This is a genomic window from Streptomyces sp. NPDC037203, assembly GCF_055605065.1.
In genome coordinates this window covers 12,392-32,482 of record NZ_JBVJUC010000017.1, presented here as the reverse complement: position 1 = coordinate 32,482, position 20,091 = coordinate 12,392, and the positions used below count along the sequence as shown (strand labels likewise).

General features: G+C 76.0%; 16 protein-coding genes. All 16 read left to right on the top strand.

Annotated features, from left to right (window positions below; all coding sequences use genetic code 11):
- Positions 1-154: 154 nt before the first annotated feature.
- The 16 genes from ACZ7EC_RS31205 to ACZ7EC_RS31130 all read left to right on the top strand — a co-directional run bounded on the left by ACZ7EC_RS31205 (position 155) and on the right by ACZ7EC_RS31130 (position 20,080).
- A complete protein-coding gene (locus ACZ7EC_RS31205; protein WP_471068070.1) occupies positions 155-1,261 on the top strand; it encodes a condensation domain-containing protein in 1,107 nt (368 codons plus the stop codon).
- Between the two features lie 263 nt (positions 1,262-1,524).
- A complete protein-coding gene (locus ACZ7EC_RS31200) occupies positions 1,525-2,355 on the top strand; it encodes an AfsR/SARP family transcriptional regulator (protein WP_359380997.1) in 831 nt (276 codons plus the stop codon).
- Between the two features lie 71 nt (positions 2,356-2,426).
- Complete coding sequence (locus ACZ7EC_RS31195; RefSeq protein WP_471068066.1) at positions 2,427-3,068, top strand: ScbR family autoregulator-binding transcription factor; 642 nt, start codon at positions 2,427-2,429, stop codon at positions 3,066-3,068.
- 92 nt (positions 3,069-3,160) lie between these two features.
- Positions 3,161-3,898: an acyl carrier protein gene (locus ACZ7EC_RS31190; protein WP_471068063.1), complete on the top strand. Its 738-nt coding sequence runs from the start codon at positions 3,161-3,163 to the stop codon at positions 3,896-3,898.
- 82 nt (positions 3,899-3,980) lie between these two features.
- Positions 3,981-4,814, top strand: a complete 834-nt coding sequence (locus ACZ7EC_RS31185; protein WP_471068060.1) for a 4'-phosphopantetheinyl transferase family protein — start codon at positions 3,981-3,983, stop codon at positions 4,812-4,814.
- 373 nt (positions 4,815-5,187) lie between these two features.
- On the top strand, positions 5,188-6,009 hold the full coding sequence (locus tag ACZ7EC_RS31180) for an AfsR/SARP family transcriptional regulator (protein WP_471068057.1): 822 nt from the start codon (positions 5,188-5,190) through the stop codon (positions 6,007-6,009).
- A 119-nt stretch (positions 6,010-6,128) separates the two neighbouring features.
- Entirely contained in the window at positions 6,129-6,941 is an 813-nt protein-coding gene (locus tag ACZ7EC_RS31175; protein ID WP_471068055.1) for a thioesterase II family protein, read from the top strand.
- Positions 6,938-8,203, top strand: coding sequence for a beta-ketoacyl-[acyl-carrier-protein] synthase family protein (locus ACZ7EC_RS31170; RefSeq protein WP_471068052.1), 1,266 nt, complete (start codon positions 6,938-6,940; stop codon positions 8,201-8,203). Before ACZ7EC_RS31175 ends, ACZ7EC_RS31170 begins: the two co-directional genes overlap by 4 nt.
- Positions 8,200-9,450: a beta-ketoacyl synthase N-terminal-like domain-containing protein gene (locus ACZ7EC_RS31165; RefSeq protein ID WP_471068050.1), complete on the top strand. Its 1,251-nt coding sequence runs from the start codon at positions 8,200-8,202 to the stop codon at positions 9,448-9,450. The genes ACZ7EC_RS31170 and ACZ7EC_RS31165 overlap by 4 nt, the downstream gene beginning before the upstream one ends.
- Positions 9,451-9,505: 55 nt before the next feature.
- Positions 9,506-9,769 (top strand): acyl carrier protein, encoded by a 264-nt coding sequence (locus ACZ7EC_RS31160; RefSeq protein ID WP_011113148.1) that lies wholly within the window; start codon positions 9,506-9,508, stop codon positions 9,767-9,769.
- Between the two features lie 40 nt (positions 9,770-9,809).
- On the top strand, positions 9,810-10,769 hold the full coding sequence (locus ACZ7EC_RS31155) for an MBL fold metallo-hydrolase (RefSeq protein ID WP_471068047.1): 960 nt from the start codon (positions 9,810-9,812) through the stop codon (positions 10,767-10,769).
- Positions 10,770-10,990: 221 nt separating this feature from the next.
- On the top strand, positions 10,991-12,595 hold the full coding sequence (locus ACZ7EC_RS31150) for a class I adenylate-forming enzyme family protein (RefSeq protein ID WP_471068044.1): 1,605 nt from the start codon (positions 10,991-10,993) through the stop codon (positions 12,593-12,595).
- Positions 12,596-12,644: 49 nt separating this feature from the next.
- Entirely contained in the window at positions 12,645-14,396 is a 1,752-nt protein-coding gene (locus ACZ7EC_RS31145; RefSeq protein WP_471068042.1) for an FAD-dependent oxidoreductase, read from the top strand.
- Position 14,397: 1 nt separating this feature from the next.
- Positions 14,398-15,180, top strand: a complete 783-nt coding sequence (locus ACZ7EC_RS31140) for an SDR family NAD(P)-dependent oxidoreductase (RefSeq protein ID WP_471068039.1) — start codon at positions 14,398-14,400, stop codon at positions 15,178-15,180.
- A 34-nt stretch (positions 15,181-15,214) separates the two neighbouring features.
- A complete protein-coding gene (locus ACZ7EC_RS31135) occupies positions 15,215-16,171 on the top strand; it encodes an aromatase/cyclase (protein ID WP_037659283.1) in 957 nt (318 codons plus the stop codon).
- 99 nt (positions 16,172-16,270) lie between these two features.
- On the top strand, positions 16,271-20,080 hold the full coding sequence (locus ACZ7EC_RS31130) for an acyltransferase domain-containing protein (RefSeq protein WP_471068036.1): 3,810 nt from the start codon (positions 16,271-16,273) through the stop codon (positions 20,078-20,080).
- Positions 20,081-20,091: the final 11 nt, after the last annotated feature.

Below are 20,091 nucleotides of genomic sequence, written 5' to 3'. Positions count from 1 at the left end.
GGCATTCGGGGGAGGCGACGCAACGTCCCCCCCCTATCGCTTTGTCTTCTTTTCTCCCCCCCCCCCCCCCCCCCCCCCCCCCCCCCCCCCCCCCCCCCCCCCCCCCCCCCCCCCCCCCCCCGCGGGCCGGGAGGCGGGGACCGGGCGGGCGCGCGTGCGGCTCGGCTCCGCCGAGGCCGCCCGCCTCGACGCGTGGGCCGCCCGGTGGGGAGCCACGGAGAGCGGAGCGCTCCAGGCCGCCTGGGCGCTGCTCCTGTACCGGGCCGCCGGTACGGACGGCTCGCTGCCCGTGCGCTTCAGCGTCGCGGTCTCCGGACGGGGCATCCCGCTGGAGGGCGTGGAGCGCCTGCCCGGTGCCCTGCGCAATCCGCTGCCCGTCTCGGTCGAGGTCGACCCCGCGGCCACCGTGCCCGAGCTGCTGGCCGCGCTGCGCGACCAGGCCATCGACATCTCGTCGTACGAGTGGGTCTCGGCCGGTCAGATCCGCGGGTGGGCCGGCGCGGCGCCGGACGGGGCCGCCGGGGCCGAGCGCACCGCCGGGAGCCTGCTCGTCTTCGAGAGCGGGATGGACCCGCTGCACCGGTTCGAGCCCCTGTTCGCCGCCCAGGGCATCCGTCTCGGCTTCCCCGAGACGACGGGTGCCGCGAACGCCTTCCCGGTCACCCTCGCCGCCCACCGCGACGCGGCCGGCGGCCTGGTGCTGTCCCTGGTCCACGACCGGGCCCGCCTCGCGGACGGCGGCGCCGGGCTGCTGGCCGACTGCGCCGAACTGTTGCGTGAACTGCCCCGCGCGGCCGACGGGACCACGCCCATCTCCGTACTGCTGGAGGAACTGCCGGTCACGGCGGGCGCCCGGCCCGCCTTCGTGACCCTGCGTCAGGGGACGCGCGGCGTCGTCTGCCTGCTGCCCTCGCCGGGCGTCCCCGGATCCTGGTACGCCCGGCTGGCCGCGCGGTACGGGGGGCCGGAGACGGTGATCCTGCTGCATCCGGAGCAGCAGGGGCCCCAAGCCTGGCGCGGGGTGCTGCGCCCGCTGGCCGGCGCGGGACAGCGGCTGCTCCTCGTGGCCCTCTCGGGCGGGGGAGCCGCCGCCTGCCGGACGGCCCGTCTGCTCGCGGCGGACGGGAGCCGCCCGGCGACGGCCGTCCTGACCGGCGGCGGTGGCGATCAGGCGGTGGACGATCTGGCGCGGCTGCTGGCGGAGGCGGCCCGGCGGCCCGGCGCGCGTGATCGCGGAAGCCCGCACCAGAGCCGCTCGTGAGCGTCTTGAAAGACGCTTGAACGAGTCGAACACAGACCGAGTAGTTGGTTTTCCTGCGGGGTTTAGGCTGACAGTGCGTCGACCTCCCCTTGTCGTCGTCGAGTTGTGCGGCTTTTCGGCGCTTCTATCCCACTCTGCTCCCTCCCTTGGAAAGCAAGATCCATCGGTCCATACAAAACAGCTTGGTCGGTTTGATATTGACAGGGCGAGCGTCCTGCTTTTAACTCGACGAGCCGGATGCGGAACCAAGAGGGGGAAAAGGCGTGGACATCGACGTACTGGGCACGTTGGCCGTCAGGGAGAACGACGTCTCGGTGACGCCGCGGGCGCCGAAGCCACGGCAGGTGCTGGCCCTGCTGGCGCTCCACGCCGACCAGGTCGTGCCGATCGCCTCGCTCATCGACGAACTCTGGGGCGACCGGCCGCCGCGCAGCGCGCGGACCACCCTCCAGACCTACATACTCCAGCTGCGCGAGATGATCGCGAAGGCGCTGGAGCAGGACCCGCAGGACGCCCCGCCGCGTACGCCGAAGGACGTGCTCGCCACCGCCCCCGGCGGATATGTGCTGCACACCTTCGGCGGCACCAGCGACGTCCGCGAGTTCGAACGGCTCGCCGGGCTCGGCTACCGGGCCATGGACGCCGCCGACTTCCCGCGCGCGGCCCGAGAGCTGGGCGAGGCCCTCGCGCTGTGGACCGACTCCGCGCTGTGCGACGTACAGGCGGGACCCCAGCTGGAGATGCAGGCCAGGCGGCTGGAGGAGACCCGGCTGTGCGCACTCGACCAGCGCATCGAAGCCGATCTGCGGCTCGGCCGGCACCGGGAGCTGCTCGGCGAACTGAGCGTCCTGGTCAGCCGCTACCGCACGCACGAGAACCTGCACGCCCAGTTCATGCTCGCGCTGCACCGCTCGGGGCGCCGCAGCGAGGCGCTCGACGTCTACCACCGGCTGCGGTCGACTCTCGTACGGGAGACGGGACTCGAACCGTCCGCGGGGGTGCGCCGGCTCCAGCAGTCGATGCTGATGGCCCACCCGGAGCCCGTCGCCGCGCAGCCGGTCGCCGAGCGTGAGCGGCTGCACCGGGTCGGCTGACGGACCGTCAGGTGACCGGCGGCCCGTCGAAGGGGCCTGTGCACTACGGGACTCGGGAGAGGTGAACGGCGATGCAGACCAGATCGGAACGGACCCGGCGCAGCCTGATCCAGGCGGGCGCGCGCCAGTTCGGCCGGCACGGATACGCCGGCGCCACCCTGGATCGGATCGCGGCGGACGCGGGCCTGACGAAAGGGGCGCTGTACTTCCACTTCGCCTCCAAGGAGGTGCTCGCCGAAGCGGTGCAGCGGGAAGGCGGTGCGCGGCTCGCCGGCTTCCTGCGCGAACGGGAGGAGCACGGCGCCCCGCCCGTGCAGATCCTCATCGACATGACGCACTGGCTGATCCGCGCGCTGCGCGAGGATCCGCTGGTCGGCGCGGGACTGCGGATCGCCCAGGACCGCATGGACGGCGACCCCCCGGCCACCGGCCTGTACCGGGCATGGGACCACGAGGTGCTGCGGCTGCTGCGCCGGGCCGGTGAGACGGGCGCCCTGCGGGCCGCAGGCCGGGGCGAGGGCGCGGCGGCGCTGCTGTGGACGACGGTGTGCGGGCTCGCGGCCGTGGCCGGGGCACTGCCCGCCGGGGAACTCGACCGGCGGCTCACCGCGTTGTGGGACCTGCTGCTCACCGTGCTCGTACCGCAGGACGAGGCCGCCCGGTACCGCACCCACGCTCCCGCCCCGCCCGGCGAGTTGGCCGGCGCCGCGTGATGCGCGCGGTCCTCGCGGCCGGGCCGCAGCCGCCCGCGCCCGGCCGGCGAGGGCACCGCCCCCATCCCACCCAGGACCATTGGAGCCCCGCCATGCCCGCTCGACGACCCAGCGCCCGCACCACGGCGCCCGCCGCCCACGACACCGGCGTGCTCGGCCAGGTCGTGCGCATGCTCGCCGACGTACTGCGTCTGAAGCCCGAGAAGATCGACCCCGCGCAGACCTTCCGCGTGTGCGGGGTCGACTCGCTGCTCGCCGTGGAGTACGTGGCCACCGTCAACGCGCACTACGGCACCGCGATCAAGCCCGCCGCGCTCGTCGACCACCCGACGCCGGCGGACTTCGCCGGGTACGTGGCGCGCGAGACGGGGGCGGCGCCGGCCGAGATGCCGCAGGTGTCCCTCCGCGCGGCCGCGGCGCCGGTGCCGTCCGCGGCCCCGTCCGTGAACCTCGCCGCGGAGTTCCCCGGCCCCGTGCCCGCGCCGCCCGTCCTCGACGTCCTGCGCGAGGAGATCGCGCGCATCCTGTGCTGCGACCCGTGGGAGATCGGTACCGCCGAGCCCTTCTCCGCCCTCGGCGTGGACACCGCGCTGGGCGCCGAGTTCATCTCCGTGGTCAACCTCGTCTACGGGCTGCGCGAGCGCGCGGCCGTCCTGTACGACCACCCGAACCTCACGGCGCTGGCCGCCCACATCGGCGCGCAGCTGCCCGCCGGACCCGGCCCGGTCGCGGCGCCGACGCCGATGCCGGTGGAGGCGCTGCTCGACGCGGTGCGCGACGGCCAGGTCAGCGTGGAGCAGGCCCTCGCCCTGCTGCCCCGGCGGGACTGAGGCGGCGGACGGACATGCACCGCAACGGCATACGCGTCCGACGCGAGGGCGGTGTCCTCGGTCGCGGGAGTGAGCCGGCCGGATGACGTCTCCCGCAGCGGCGGGCCGTCCGCAGCATGCGGCGCCGCACCCCGAGGCGCCCGTCAAGCTGTGGTTCTGCCCCAACGACGCGCTGGACCCGCGACTCGCCGCGGACCTCGCACGCCACTGGCTGGACGAACAGGAGCAGCAGACCGCCGGGCGCTTCCTGTTCGACCGTGACCGGCGCCAGTACCTGGCGGCGCACGCGCTCGTCCGCCGGGTCCTGGCGCTGGAGAGCGGCATACCCGAGGCGGAGGCCGTGCTCTGGCGTTCCTCGCGCGGCAGGCCGTTCCTGCGCAAGCCCGTGGAAGGACTGCCGCGCGGCGGCCGGGAGCTGGACTTCAACCTGTCGCACACCGACGGGTACAACCTGCTCGGCGTGGTGCGCCGTCACCGCATCGGCGTCGACGTGGAACGGCTCGACCGGGACGACCGGGGCTTCGAGGCCATCGTGGAGAGCTTCGCGCCCGAGGAGACCGCCTGGGTGACCGCGGCGGCGCCGGGCCGGGCCCGCGACCGCAGGACGCTGCGGCTGTGGACGCTGAAGGAGGCGTACGCCAAGGCACGCGGCCTCGGACTCGGGCTTCCGTTCGACTCCTTCGCCTTCACGCTCGCCCCGGACCGGGGCGTGCGCGGTTTCAGGCCGCCGGACGGCGAACCCCCGGAGCGGTGGCGCTTCGCGGAGCTGGAGCCGGAACCCGGTGTGCTCGTCGCCGTCGCCGTCATGACGGGCTCCGACGAGGAGACCGTGCTGGAAGTGCACCGCGGCTTCCCCTGGAGCCGGCAGGCGCCGCGCCGGCTGATCCTGCCCCAGCCGGTCGGAGCCCTCTGCTGACCCCGCCCGGCCGCACCGCACGCGGGCGCGCCTTCCGGACGGCGCGGACCCTTGCGGGCGGACGCGCGCGGGGGCTCCTCGGGGCCGTGGCGGGCGCGGGCGCGCTCGGGTGCTGGTGGAGGAACGGGCGAGCGGTGGTCGTGGCGGACGAGCCTGTTGTCGCGGCGACGGGTTTCCCCCGGCGGCTGGAGCAGGCCGTTTCCCGGAGTGCCGGCGGTGGTTCGCCGGACCGGGCGGGGGAGCGCCGCTTCCGCTTGGAGTGGGGCTCGAACGGCGGTGGAGATACCGGAGCCGGACGGGAGAACGCGGCTACGGTGCAGACGCGCCGGTGGTCTCGCGCCACCGCGGACTCGTCCGGGTATGGGAGGAAGCCGTGAAGATCCAGGTTCTGGGCCCGTTGAGCGCCGACGTCAACGGGGTGTCCATCGTTCCGACCGCCGGCAAGCCGAGGCAGATCCTCGCGCTGCTGTCGTTCTATCCGGGGCGGGTCGTACCCGTGACCACGCTCATGGAGGAGATCTGGGGCAGCAACATGCCCCGCAGCGCGATGACCACGCTGCAAACCTACATATTGCAGCTACGCCGCCGCCTCGGCACCGCGATGGGCCCCGACTCGCCCGGCAACGCCAAGGAGGTGCTCGCCACCCGGCACGGCGGCTATCTGCTGCAAGTGCCGCCCGAATGCGTCGACGTGCACCTGTACGAGCAGCGGGCCGCCGCGGGGCAGGCGTCGTTCGAGAAGGGCGACGACGAGCGGGCCGCCGCGCAGTTCCGCGACGCGCTCGCGCTGTGGGAGGGCGCCGCTCTGGTGGACGTGAGCACCGGGCCGATCCTGGAGATCGAGGTGCTGCGGCTGGAGGAGAGCCGCCTCGTCACCGTCGAGCGCCGTATCGACGCCGATCTGCGGCTCGGCCGGCACACCGAACTGATCGCCGAACTCACGGATCTGATGGCCCGTCACCCGCAGCACGAGGGGCTGCACTCGCAGGCGATGGTGGCCCTGTACCGCTCGGGGCGCCAGGCCACCGCCCTCGACGTCTACCGCAGGCTGCGGATCAGGCTCGTCGAGGAACTCGGCGTCGAGCCCTCGCCCCAGCTCCAGCGCCTGCACCAGGCGATGCTCGCGGTGGACCCGGCCCTCGACGTGCTCAGCGGTCCGCGTCGCGGCTCCACCTTCAACCTGTACGCGGCCTGAGTCCGAGCGGCGGTCGAGAGGCCCCTGGCAGTCTCGCGGTCCGAGGCCCGCGACCGGGGGCCCACGGTCGCGCACCGCCCCCCGCCGGTGCGGTGCGCACGCCCCGAGGAGGACGCCGTATGCCCGACGAACGGCCGCTGCGGGTCCACTGCTTCGCGCATGCCGGGGCGGGCGTCTCCGCCTTCGCCGGCTGGCGCCGCGACCTCGGCCCCGGCGCGCAGCCCGTGCCCCATCTGCTGCCCGGCCGCGACGGCCGGCGCCGCGAGCCGCGCCTCACCGCACCCGAGGCCCTGCTCGCCGAGACGATGGGCCACTTCACCGGGGAAGGCGGCGCCGGATCCGCCCCGTACCTGATCTACGGGCACAGCCTCGGTGCGCTGATCGCCTACACGCTCGCCCGCGCCCTGCGCGAAGCGGGCCTGCCCGCCCCCGCGCTGCTGGTGGTGGGCGCCTGCCCGCCGCCGGACGCGGCGTCGGACCTGCCGGACGCCCGCCTGGCCCCGGACGAGGAGCTGCTGCGGCTGCTCGGCGGCGCCGGGCCCCTCCCGGCGGGCGCGGAGCCCGGCGGGGTGTGGCACCGGCTCGTGCTGCCCGTGCTCCGCGCCGATCTCCAGCTCGCCGACGCGCTGCGCACCGCCGCCCGCCGGCCGTCACCGCACGGACCGCTCGACGTGCCGGTGCTGGCCGTGGCCGGCCGCAGCGACCCGCTGGCCCCGCCGGAGTCGATGGCGCCGTGGCGGCGCTGGACCACCGGCCCCTTCGCCCTGCGCACGGTGCCGGGCGACCACTTCTTCGTACGGGGCCGCGCACTGCCGCGTCTGATCGGGCGGGCGAGCCGGGTCGTACGGCGCCTCGCGCCTGCCGCGGACCGCCGCGGCCCGACCGGTACGACACCGCACAGGGAGCCGAGTGACATGGGGGGAAGCCGATGAGACGGGTCGTCATCACCGGGATCGGGGTGGTCGCGCCGGGCGGCGTCGGCACCGCGGACTTCTGGGCGCTGCTGACCGAGGGGCGTACCGCCACCCGCCGTATCACCCTCTTCGACGCCTCCTCGTTCCGCTCCCGGATCGCCGCCGAGGCCGACTTCGACCCCGCCGGGCACGGTTTCGCCCCCGACGAGGCGCGCCGCCTGGACCGCGTCGCGCAGTTCGCCCTGGTCGCGGCGCGGGAGGCGGTCGCCGACAGCGGGCTCGTGCTCGCCGCCGAGGGGGAGCGCACCGGGGTGAGCCTGGGCACCGCGGTCGGATGCAGCAGCGGCCTCGACGAGACCTACGCACACGTCAGCGAGTCGGGCAGCCGCTGGCTGCTGGATCCCGCACGGGCCGAGGCCCGGCTCGGGGACTACCTCGTGCCCAGCTCGGTCGCCGCCGAGGTCGCCCGCGACAGCGGCGCGCTGGGCCCGGTCGCCGTCGTGTCCACGGGCTGCACCTCGGGACTCGACGCGCTCGGCCACGCCACCGAGCTGATCCGCGAGGGCAGCGCCGACATCATGGTGGCGGGCGGCGCGGAAGCCCCCATCACCCCCATCACCCTCGCCTCGTTCGACGCCATCCGCGCCACCTCGGCGCGCAACGACGAGCCCGAGACCGCCTCCCGCCCCTACGACCGCACCCGCGACGGGTTCGTGCTCGGCGAGGGCAGCGCGGTGCTCGTCCTGGAGGAGCACGACCGGGCGGTACGGCGCGGTGCCCGCATCTACGCGGAGGTGAGCGGGTTCGCCACCCGCTCCAACGCCTACCACATGACCGGACTGCGCCCGGACGGCGGGGAGATGGCCGAGGCCATCCGGGTCGCCCTGGACGAGGCCCGCCTGAACCCCGCGGACGTCCACTACGTCAACGCCCACGGTTCGGGGACCAAGCAGAACGACCGGCACGAGACGGCCGCGTTCAAGGCGAGCCTCGGGCAGCACGCCCACCGGGTGCCGGTCAGCTCCGTCAAGTCGATGATCGGGCACTCGCTCGGCGCCATCGGCGCGCTCGAAATCGCCGCCAGCGCGCTGGCCATCGCCCATGACACGGTGCCGCCCACCGCCAACCTGCACGAGGCCGACCCGGCCTGCGACCTCGACTACACGCCGCTGACCGCACGCGAGCAGCGCACCGACACGGTGCTCAGCGTCGGCAGCGGCTTCGGCGGCTTCCAGAGCGCGATGGTGCTCACCAGCCGGCACACGGGGGCGGCCGCGTGACCGCCGCGGCGAACGGGAGCACCGGCCTGACGCGGCGGCGCGGCGCGGCCGTCACCGGGCTCGGCGTCGTCGCCCCCGGCGGCATCGGCGTGCGGTCCTGGTGGGAGGCGATGCTGCGCGGCGAAACCGCCCTCGGCCCCGTCACCCGCTTCGACGCCTCCGGCTACCCGGCGACGCTCGCCGGAGAGGTCACGGGCTTCGCCGACGAGGACCACGTACCGGCGAAGCTGCTGCCGCAGACCGACCGGGTGACGCGGCTGTCGCTGGCCGCCGCCGCCGAGGCACTGGACGACGCGGGCCTGGAGCCGCGGGACCTGCCCGACTACGCCATGGGTGTCGTCACCGCCAACTCCACGGGCGGCTTCGAGTTCGGCCAGCGCGAACTGCAGGCGCTGTGGAGCAAGGGCCGCCGGCACGTCGGCGCCTATCAGTCGTTCGCCTGGTTCTACGCCGCCAACTCGGGCCAGATCTCCATCCGGCACGGGCTGCGCGGACCGAGCGGCGTCGTCGTCAGCGGGCAGGCGGGCGGCCTGGACGCCGTCGCGCAGGCCCGCCGCCGGCTGCGCGCCGGTGTGCGCGCGGTGCTCACCGGCGGCTTCGACTCCGCCGTGTGCCCGTGGGGCTGGACCGCGCTGCTGGCGGCGGGCGGCATGAGCACACGCGACGACGCCGAACGCGCCTACCTGCCCTTCGACGCCGACGCGTGCGGGCATGTGGCCGGAGAGGGCGGCGCCCTGCTGGTGCTGGAGGAGGCCGGCGCGGCCCGCGCCCGCGGCGCCGCCGTGCTCGGCACGGTCGAGGGCTGCGCCGCCACGTTCGACCCGGCGCCCGGCGCCGGCCCCCCGCGGCTGCTCGCCGCGGCCCGGCTCGCCCTGGCCGACGCCCGGATCGGCCCCGCGGACGTGGACGTGGTCTTCGCCGACGCGGCCGGCGAGCGGGACGCAGACCGGGCCGAGGCCCGAGCGCTCGCCGAGCTGTTCGGCCCGTACGGGGTGGCGGTCACCGCGCCCAAGTCGCTGACCGGGCGGCTGGGCGCGGGAGGTTCCGCGCTCGATCTGGCGGCCGCCCTGTGCGCCCTGCGCGACCAGGTGATCCCGCCGACGGCCGGCGCCGTCCGGGTGGCCGGCGACTGCCCCGTGGACCTGGTGCGCGGCGCCCCGCGCCCGGCCCGGCTGCGCCATGCCCTGGTCCTGGCCAGGGGCCGCGGCGGCTTCAACGCGGCGACGGTCGTCCGCGCGGCGCGCTGACGCACGTGCGGCACGGCACCAGGAAATCCAGGAAACCGAGGAAGAGGGGAACACCATGGAACGGTTCGACCGGAGCGAACTCGCCGACCTGCTGCGCGAGGCGGCGGGCGGCGACGAGGGGGCCGTGCTGGACGAGGGCGCCCTGGACACCCTGTTCCTGGACCTGGGCTACGACTCCCTGGCGCTCTTGCAGGTCACCGGCGTCATCGAGCGCGACCACGACGTGGTGCTCGACGAGGAGGCGCTGGCCGAGGCGCAGACGCCGCGCCAGTACCTCGACCTCGTCAACGGGGCGCTGGCCGCCCGTGCCGCGGCCTGACCGGCGCCCGGCGGTGCCCCGATCCACCAAGGAGACGACCGTGACCGTCCCGTCGGCCACCCGGCGCCCGGCGGCGCATTCCGCCGCGCCGGACCACGCCCCCACCGCCGGCCGCTTCACCGAGGTCGCCGACGGCGTCCACGCCTATGTGCAGCCCGACGGCGGCTGGTGCCTGAACAACGCCGGGCTCGTCGTGGCGGACGGCGAGAGCCTCCTGATCGACACCGTGGCCACCGAGGCGCGGGCCCGCGTGCTCAGGGAGCACGTCCTGCGCCGGGCCGGCCGGCCGCCGCGGCTCCTGGTCAACACGCACTTCCACGGCGACCACACCTTCGGCAACTTCGTCTTCCCCGAAGCCCTCGTCGTCGGCCACGAGCGGGCCCGCGAGGAGGCCGCCGCGGCCGGGACGCACCTGACGGGCCTGTGGCCCGACGTGTGCTGGGGCGATCTGGAGGTCGTCGTGCCCGCCGTCACCTACCGGGACCGGATGACCCTCCACGTGGGCGCGTACGAGGCGCGGCTGCTGCACACCGGGCCCGCGCACACCACCGGCGACACCGCCGTATGGCTGCCCGGACCACGGGTGGTGTTCGCCGGGGACCTGGTGATGTCGGGCGTCACGCCGTTCTGCCCGATGGGGTCGGTGTCCGGGTCGCTGGCGGCCCTCGCGCGGCTGCGCGCCCTGGACGCCGTCACCGTCGTACCGGGGCACGGCCCGGTCGGCGGCCCGGAACTGCTCGACGCCAACGAGGGCTACCTGCGCAGGCTCCAGCGCCTCGCGGCCGAGGGCATCGCGGCCGGCCTCACCCCGCTCCAGACGGCGCGGGAGGCCGGGCCGGGCCCGTACGCGGACCTGCTCGACGCCGAGCGCCTCGTGCCCAATCTGCACCGCGCCTACGCCGAGGCGCTCGGGGCCGCACCCGGCGACCCGCTCGACATCCCCGCCCTGTTCCGGGAGATGAGCGACCACCACGGCGGCCTGCCGGCCTGCCACGCCTGACCACGACCGCCCCGCCCGGCCCCCGCACCGCTTGGGCGGGGTCGGCCGGGGAGGGGGAGGGAGGGGCGGCCCCCCGCCGGCGGCCCCGGTCCTCCACGGGACGCCGACACGTTCTGCGGTGCTGATCGACCACTCTTCGAAGGTTCCTCTAGCGCTCCGGCGGACGGTGAGGACAGCCGGCGGCTCTCACCCGCCGAACCGGACCAGGAGGAGAACGAGCGTTGCCGAACTTCGCATACCCCGATCTCCCCGTCGACGGACTGCTGCGGCGAGCGGCGCGGCGCGCGCCGGACCGGGTCGCCGTCCGCACCGCCACCCGGTCCGTCGGCTTCGCCGAACTCGACGCGTGGGCCGACCGGATCGCCGGCTTCCTGCACCGCACGCTCGACGGAGCCGCGGGCGCCCGCGTGGGCGTGGCCAACGTCCTCGACCCCGTCTTCGCCGCCGCCTACTACGGCACGGCCCGCAGCGGCGCCGTCACCGTCCTCGTCAACCCGCTCGCCGGCGAGGACGCTCTGCGGCACGTCTTCACCACGGCACGGGTGGAACTCGCGCTCGTGCCCGCGGCCACCGCCGGCCTGCTGGCCAAGCTCCGCGCCGACCTGCCCGCACTGCGCGCGATCATCGTCACGGACGCCCCCGACGGCGTGGTCCCCGACGGAACCGTGCCCCTGCACCAGGTGGTGGACGCCGCCCCGGAGCGCACCCCGGTCCCGCGCACGGCCGCCGCCCCGGCCGATCCGGACACCGTCGCCTGTGTGCAGTTCACCACCGGGACCACCGGCCGCCCCAAGGGCGTGCTCCTGACCCACCGCAACCTGGTCGCCAACGCCAAGCAGGTGGCGCTCGCGCACCGCGTCGGCGCCGACTCGGTCACCGTGAACCATCTGCCGCTCTACCACGTCATGCACCTCAACTCCGGTGTCTACGCCGGTGCCTGCCAGGTGCTGTGCCCGGACTCCGACCCCGTCGCCTCCCTCGCGGTCGCCGCCGCGGCCGGCGCCACCCACTACTACGGGCTGCCCGCCCGGCTGCACGCCCTCGCCGAGGACGAGCGGCTCACCGGCGCGGTGCGTCCCGGACCGCGGCTGACCGCCGTGCTGTCCGGCGGCTCGGCACTGTCCCCGCGGGCGGCCGGCATCCTGCGCGAACGGCTCGGCGTGCCCGTCATCCAGGGCTACGGCATGGCCGAACTCTCCCCGCTCACGCACTGCCAGCAGCCCGACGGCTACCGGCCCGGACTGGTCGGCCCCGTGGTGCCCGGCACCGAGTGCCGGCTCGTCGACCTGGCCACCCGCCGTCCCGTCGGCACCGGGGTGATCGGGGAAGTCCAGGTGCGGGGGCCGCAGTTGATGGCCGGCTACCTCGACGGCGGACACGAGGAGCGGATCGACGCGGACGGCTGGTTCGCCACCGGCGACGTCGGCCTGCTCGACGCCGGCGGCGCCCTGCGCCTGGTGGACCGGCTGTGCGACGTGTTCAAGCACGACAACGAGATCGTCGCGCCGAGCCGCGTCGAGGACATCGTCCGGCAGGATTCGCGCGTCGCCGACTGCGTCGTGGCCGACTGGCCCGACCCCGAGCACGGAGCGGCGGTCTGGGCGGGCGTCGTCCTGGCCGGCGGCGCCGGGCACGAGCCCGCGGCGGCGGACACCCGGCCGGGCGCCGGCCTCCTCGACTCGATCACCGCACGGGCCAACGAACACCTCGCCCCCTGGGAGCGGATCCGGTTCGCCGAGGCGATCGACGCGGTGCCGCGCACGCCCACCGGCAAACCCCAGCGCCGGCTCGTGCGCAACGAGTTGAGACGCCGAGCCGCCGTATGACCGGCCGGCCGCCCGCCTCCGCGACCCGCGGCAGAACCTGGAGCAGACCATGCTGAACACCCCCGGCGGGCCGTCCGGGCCCGCCTCCGCGACCCGGGTGCTGGTCGCCGGCGCGGGCCCCGTCGGACTGACCGCCGCCCACGAACTCGCCCGCCGCGGCCTGCGCGTGCGGGTGGTCGACGCCGCACCGGGCCCCGCCCGCACCAGCCGCGCCGTCGCCACCCACCCGCGCACCCTGGAGACGTACGACCAGATGGGCATCGTCGACGACGTGCTGCCCCGCGGACGGCGCAACCAGGCGTTCACCATGTACGCCGGGGGCCGGCGCCGCGTGCGTCTGGAGGCCGACTACGCGACGATGCCCACCCGCTATCCGTACACCCTGGTCGTCGGGCAGACCGAGACCGAGGACGCGCTGCGGACGGCGCTGGCCCGGCTCGGGGTGCGCGTCGAATGGGGCGTACGCCTGGTGGACTTCACGCAGGACGCGCGGGCGGTGCACGCCCGGCTGCGCCACGCCGACGGCCGCGAGGAGCGGTGCACGGCGTCCTGGCTGGTGGGCTGCGACGGCGGCCACAGCACCGTACGCAAACGCCTCGGGCTGGAACTCCTCGGCGAGAGCAGCGAGACGTGGATGCTCGCGGACGCCCCGGTCGACACCGAGGTGGTGCCCGACAGCATCTACTGGGCCCACACCGGCCGGCAGTCGCTGATGATGGTGCCCTACGCCCGCGACGGGCACTGGCGCCTGCTGGACACCGCACCCGCCGCGCGCGCAGGGGAACCCGGCCGCGCCGAGGAGCAGTTCTCCCGCAAGCTCAGCGCGGGCCTGGGCCACCGGGTACGGGTCGGGGAGGCGTCCTGGACGTCCGTCTTCACCTTCCAGCAGCGGATGGTGGAGCGCATGCAGGACGGCCGCGTCCTCGTGGCCGGCGACGCCGCGCACGTGCACAGCCCCGCCTCCGGACAGGGCATGAACACCGGGATCCAGGAGGCGTACAACCTCGCCTGGAAGCTCGCCATGGTCGAGCAGGGCCACGCGGGACGGGCCCTGCTCGACACGTACAGCGAGGAACGCGTCCCGCTCGGCGCGGCCCTGCTGGGCTCCACCCGCACCGCCACCGCCCTGGTGCAGCTGAAGAACGCGCTCGCGGGAGTCGTCCTGCCCCTCGCCCTGAGCCTGGTGCACGCGGTACGGCCGCTGCGCCGGGCCGTGCAGCGCAAGGTGCTGGGCGGCATGTCGGGCCTGCGGATCGGCTACCGCACCTCGTCGCTGACCACCGCCGCCCCCTGTTCCCGGCTCGCCGACGCGGGGGCGGTCCTGATGAGCGCCCGCGAACCGGTCCGGGGCCCCGCACCCGGCACCCGCGTCACCGCCGCCCCGGTGCACCACGGGGACGGCCGGGCCTTCCGCGCCGAGCTGCGCGATCCGCGCTGGACGCTGCTGCTCGCCGCGGGCGGCCGCGGGCCCGGTGACGGCCCCGCCGGCGTGGCCGTCACCGCCGCCGCCCAGTACGGCGAGTGGCTGTCGGTCAGGACCGTCGGCGGCAGCGGGCCCGACGGCCCCGCCCCGCTCGCCGACCCGGACCGCCGCCTGCGCGACGCGCTCGGCCTCGCACCCGGCGGGTGGCTCCTCGTCCGCCCCGACGGCTATGCCGCCGCCCGCGGAACCCTGCTGACCCGGCCCGTCCTGCGCCGGGCACTGGCCCCCCTGCGGACCCCCGTCCCGCTCGCCGGCGAGGCACCGCGCGAGCCGGTTCCCGCCATGCCCGCCGCCGCCCACGACCTGGAGGACCGCTGACATGCCCGACCACCACCCCGTCGCCCTGGTGACCGGTGCCACGAGCGGCATCGGCCTGGAGACGGCCCGGCAACTGGGCCGGGCCGGCCACCGGGTCTTCCTGTGCGCCCGCACCGCGAAGGACGTGCGGGACACCGTCGAGGCCCTGCGCGCGGAGGGCCTCGACGTCGCCGGGCAGGCCGCCGACGTGCGGGCACGCGAGTCCGTGGCCGCCCTGGTGGCCGCCGCGGTGGAGACGTTCGGACCCGTCGGCGTGCTCGTCAACAACGCGGGGCGCAGCGGCGGCGGCGTCACCGCGGACCTCACCGACGACCTCTGGTACGACGTCATCGACACCAACCTCAACAGCGTGTTCCTGGTGACGCGCGAGGTGCTCAGGAACGGCGGCCTGGCCGGTGCCGCATCCGGCAGGATCATCAACATCGCCTCCACCGCAGGCAAGCAGGGCGTCCTGCTCGGCGCCCCCTACAGCGCCTCCAAGCACGCGGTCGTCGGCTTCACCAAGGCGCTCGGCCGGGAACTCGCACCGAGCGGCGTCACCGTCAACGCGGTCTGCCCCGGCTATGTGGAGACCCCGATGGCCCAGCGGGTGCGCCAGGGGTACGCGGCGGCCTGGGACACCAGCGAGGAGGACGTGCGGTCGCGCTTCGAGGCGAAGATCCCGCTCGGCCGCTACTCCACGCCCGCGGAAGTGGCCTCGCTGGTCGTCTACCTGGCCTCCGAGTCCGCCGCCTCGATCACCGCGCAGGCCCTCAACGTCTGCGGTGGCCTGGGCAATTACTGACCCCTGTCGAGGAAGCGAGGAAGACGTGTACCTGGTGAGAGACGAGCGGGTGCACCGTACGGTGCACTCCGTCGAGGTGGACGCGGGAGCCGGAGTCGTCTACGGGCTGATCGCGGACGTGGTGCGGTGGCCGCTGTACTTTCCGCCGAACGTGTACGTGGAGCGGCTGGAGTTCGACGGCACGCACGAGCGGCTGCGCATGTGGGCCACGGCCAACGGCGAGATCCGCTCGTGGATCTCGCAGCGGGTGCAGGACCCCCGCGCGCGGCGGATCGAGTTCCACCAGACCCGCCCGCAGGAGCCGGTGCGCACCATGCGCGGGACCTGGATCGTGGAGGAACGGCCGGGCGGCACCAGCCGGTTGACGCTGCTGCACGAGTTCACGGTCGCCGGTGACCGCCCCGAGGACGCGGCGTGGGTCGAGCGGGCCTGCGACACCAACTCCCGTTCCGAGCTGGACAGTCTCAAGCGTCTCGCCGAACGCTGGACGCGCCTGGACGACCTCGTGCTGTCCTTCGAGGACTCCGTACGGGTCAAGGGCCCGGCCGAGCTGGTCTACGACTTCCTGTACCGGGCGGCCGACTGGCCCGAGCTGATCCCGCACGTGTCCCGCCTGGACCTGACCGAGGTCAGCCCCGGTGTGCAGGTCATGTCCATGGACACGGTGACGGCCGACGGCAGCGCGCACACCACCGAGTCGGTGCGGATCTGCTTCCCGCACGCCGGGCGCATCGTCTACAAGCAGACGGCCACGCCCGGACTGCTGGAGGCGCACACCGGCGAGTGGTCGGTGCTGCCCGACGAGACGGGCGTGACCGTCGTCGCGCAGCACAGCGTGGTGCTGCGCGAGGACGCGGTGGAGCGGCTCCTCGGACCGGGCACCGACCTGGCCGCGGCCCGCCGCCAGGTGCGCCGGGCGCTCGGCCACAACTCCCTCGCCACCCTCGGACTGGCCAAGCGGCACGCGGAGTCGGCGATCCGCACGCTGTGACCCCGCGGCACGCGCCGGCGTGGCCCGCGCGCAGCACCCGAGACGATGGCGCGGCCCCGGCCCTGCCGGTCCGGTTCCACGAGCACCGAGGAGGCGCAGATGAGCATGGCCCGGACGAACACCGATGCCGCCCCGGCGCGGCCGACCGCCGACGCGCTGGCCGCGCGGCTGCGCGAGGAGGTCGCCGGCCTGCTCGCCGTCCCGTCCGACGCGGTGCACGCCGACCGCCCACTGCCCGAACTCGGCCTGGAACCGGCCCAGATGACGGAACTCGTGCGCGCGGTCTCGCGGTGGCTGCGGCGTCCCGTGCCCGCCTGGACCGTGTGGCAGTACCCCACGCCGGCCGCACTCGCCGCGCACCTCGCCGGTGACGACCGCGCCGCGCGGGCCGCCGCCGGGCGCCGCGCGGCCGGGCACACACCGATCGCGATCGTCGGCCTCGGGTGCCGTCTGCCGGGCGGCATCGACAGCGCCGACGCGCTGTGGCAACACCTGCTCACCGGCCCCGCCACGGCAGCCGACCACCGGCCCACCGCTGCCGGTTGCCCTACCGAGGGCTGCTCCGCCGACGGCTGCCCCGTCCGTCAGGGCGTTCTGCCGGATGATCCCGGCGGGTTCGACGCGGAGTTGTTCCCCCTGCCGGTCGCCGAGGCCCTGCTGATGGGCCCCCATCAGCGCCTCGCCCTCCAGACCGCGTGGGCCGCGCTGGAGGACGCGCGCCTCGTCCCCGAGACGCTGGCCGCGCGTCGTACCGGTCTGTTCCTCGGGGTCACCGAGCCGGGCTCCCCGGCCACCGGCGCGGACGGCGGCTCCCCGCGCCCCGTGCCCGGCTGGGACGACACGACCACCGCCGCCCGCTTCGCCCGAGCCCTCGGCCTCGACGGCCCCGCGCTCGCCGTCGCCGCGGCGAACGCCTCCGGGCTCGGTGCCGTCCATCTCGCCGTGCGCGCCCTGCGCGAGAGGACAGTGGACCTGGCACTCGCGGGCGGCGTCCACGCGCCGGCCGACCCGGCCGCCGACAGGCGCTGCGACGGGCCCGACCCGGTGCGCGGCGCGGGCGGGGGCGTCCTCGTGCTGCGCCGCCTGTCCGACGCGCTCGCCACCGGCGACCGCGTCTACGCCGTGATCCGCGGCACCGCCGTCCACCGCGCCGGCGCCCGCGGGCAGGCGGCGGCCACCGGCATCCGGGACCGCGCGGACGTGCTGCGCGCCGCCTGGCAGGACGCCGGCATCAGCCCCCGGCGCGTCGCCTACGTCGAGGCGGTCGGCTCCGGCACCCCGCCGGGCGACCCCACCGGGGCCGGGGCCCTCCGTGCCGTCTTCGCCGACGGGCGCGCGGGCGCGCCGCGCATCGGCTCCACCCAAGGCGGCCACCTGCGGGCCGCCGCGGGCACCGTGGGCCTGATGAAGACCGCGCTCGCCCTGTACCACGGCGAGCTGCCCGCCGTACCGCTCGCCGGAGCCGGGGAGGGCCACGACGCGGCCGCCGCCGAGCGCACGCCGTGGCCGGACGACGGCCGCCGCTACGCGGGGGTCGGCGACGACGGCTCGGACGGCGCCCCCGTTCACCTGGCCCTGGAGGAAGCCCCGTACCGGCGGCGGCTGTTCGTCCCGCTCGCCGCCGACAGCGCCGACGGCCTGCGCGCGGCCGCCGACGCGCTCACCGGCCGGGCCCGCGCGGGCGGCGCCTGGTACGCGCCCGAACACCTCGGCCGCGCCGCCGGCGCCCACCGCGTCGTCGCCACCGCCGGCCACCCCGGCGACCTCTCCCGCGCGCTGGACACCCACCTCGCGGCCCGCCTCCAGGCCCCCGCCACCCGGCCGGACGCGCTCGCCTTCTGCTTCTCCGGCCCCGGCTCGCAATGGCACGGCATGGGCCGCGACCTGCTCGGCGAACCCGTCTTCCGGGCCGCCTTCGACGCGTGCGACCAGGCTCTGCGCCCGTACACCGGCTGGTCGGTCACCGAGGAACTCCTCGCGGACCGGGCCGGCCCGCGCCTGGGGCGCACGGACGTCGCCCAGCCCCTCCTGTTCGCCCTGCAGACGGCCCTCGCCCGCACCCTGGGCGAGTGGGGCGCCGAGCCCGGCGTCGTCTTCGGGCAGAGCGTCGGCGAAGTGGCCGCCGCCGTCTTCGCCGGCGCGCTCCCGCTGGACGAGGGCGCCCGGCTGATCGCCGTCTGGTCCCGGCTCGTCACCGAACGCGCCGCCGGCGACGGCGCCCTGACCGTGTGCGAACTCTCCGTCGAGGAAGCCGAGTCGCTGCCCGTGGTACGCGCGGGACGGCTCTCGCTCGCCGGCCACCTCGCCCCCGGACAGGTGTGCCTGTCCGGGCCCCGCGAGGCCGTCGGCACCCTGGAACGCGACCTGGAGGGCCTGGGCGTACGCGCCGTTCGCGTCAACATCGACCACGCCGCGCACAGCGCCCGGCTCGCCCGGCTGGCACCCGAGTTCGAGCGGCGTCTGGGCGCGCTGCGCACCCGCCCCACCGCGGTGCCGTTCTGGTCGACCGCCACCGGCGGCTACGCCGAGGGCACGGACCTCGGTGCCGCGTACTGGGCCCGCAGCATGTGCACCCCGATGCGGCTCGCCGAGGCCACCCGCGCGCTCGCCGGCGGACGCCGCCTGCGAGTCGTCGAGATCACGCCGCACCCCGTGGTGAGCCACTCGCTGCGGCGCGGCCTCGACGCGGTCGGCGGCGACCAGCCGCGCATCCTGAGCACGGGCCGGCGCGGCCAGGGCGCCCGGCAGAGCCTGGAGGACGTGGCCGCCGCGCTGTGGTGCGACGGAGCCGACGTGCGCTGGGGAGCCGTCACCGGCCGGCGCCGGCGCAGCGCCGCACCCCTCCCGGTCGCCCTCACCGTCTCGGGCCGTACCGCGCGGGCCCGCGCCGAGAACGCGGTGCGGCTCGCCGCCAGGCTCGACGGCACCCCCGACGCCGACCTGCCCGACGTCGCGTACACCGCCGCCCGGCACCGCTCCCACCTGGAGTACCGGGCGAGCGTCGTCGCCGCGTCGTCCGCGGAGGCGGCCGGGGCCCTGCGCGCCCTCGCGGACGGCCGGACCCACCGGGGCCTGATCACCGGGCGGGCGGCCGCGGGGCCGGGACTCGCCGTGCTGTTCACCGGCGAGGGCGATCGACGCCCCGGCGCGGGACGGGAGTTGTACGGCGCGTTCCCGGAGTTCCGGCGGGCGCTGGACGAGGCGTGCGCCGCGCTCGACCCGTATCTGCCGCTGCCGCTGGCGGCCGTGCTGTTCGCCGCCGGGGACGGCCCGGACGCGAAGCTGGCCCACGACCCGCGGTTCGCGCAGCCGGGGCTGTTCGCCGTCGGCGTCGCCTTGTTCCGGCTGTGGCGGCTGTGGGGCGTGGCGCCCGCCGCGGTGGCCGGCCGCGCGGTGGGCGAGATCGCGGCGGCCCACGCGGCGGGGGTGCTGGACCTGGCGGACGCGGCACGGCTGGTGGCGGCACGGGGCCGGCTGACGCGGGCCCGCGAGCGGTCCGGGGCGACGGCGGCGGCGGTGCGGGAGTTCCGGCAGGTCGCGGCCGAGTGCGTGTTCCGTGAGCCGTCGATCGCCTGGGCGTCGACGGTGACGGGCGGTGTCGCGGCGGCCGGTACCGTGGCGGACCCGGAGTACTGGGTGCGCCAGGCGTGCGCCGCGCCGCGGTTCACGGACGCGCTGCGCGCGCTGGAGCGTGCGGGCGCGGGCCGGCGGCTGGAGTGCCGTCCGGCCGGGGTGGACGAAGTCCGTTCGCTGGCACGGGCGTTGGGCGCGCTGCACGTCGCCGGGCAGGACATCCGCTGGGAGCGGGTCTTCGCCGCCGGCGTCCCGGTGGACCTGCCGGGCCATGCCTTCCGGCGCGCGTCCTGTCCGAGAGTCGCCGCGCGGACTTTGCCCTTGAGCGGATCTTGAGTGAGGATGCA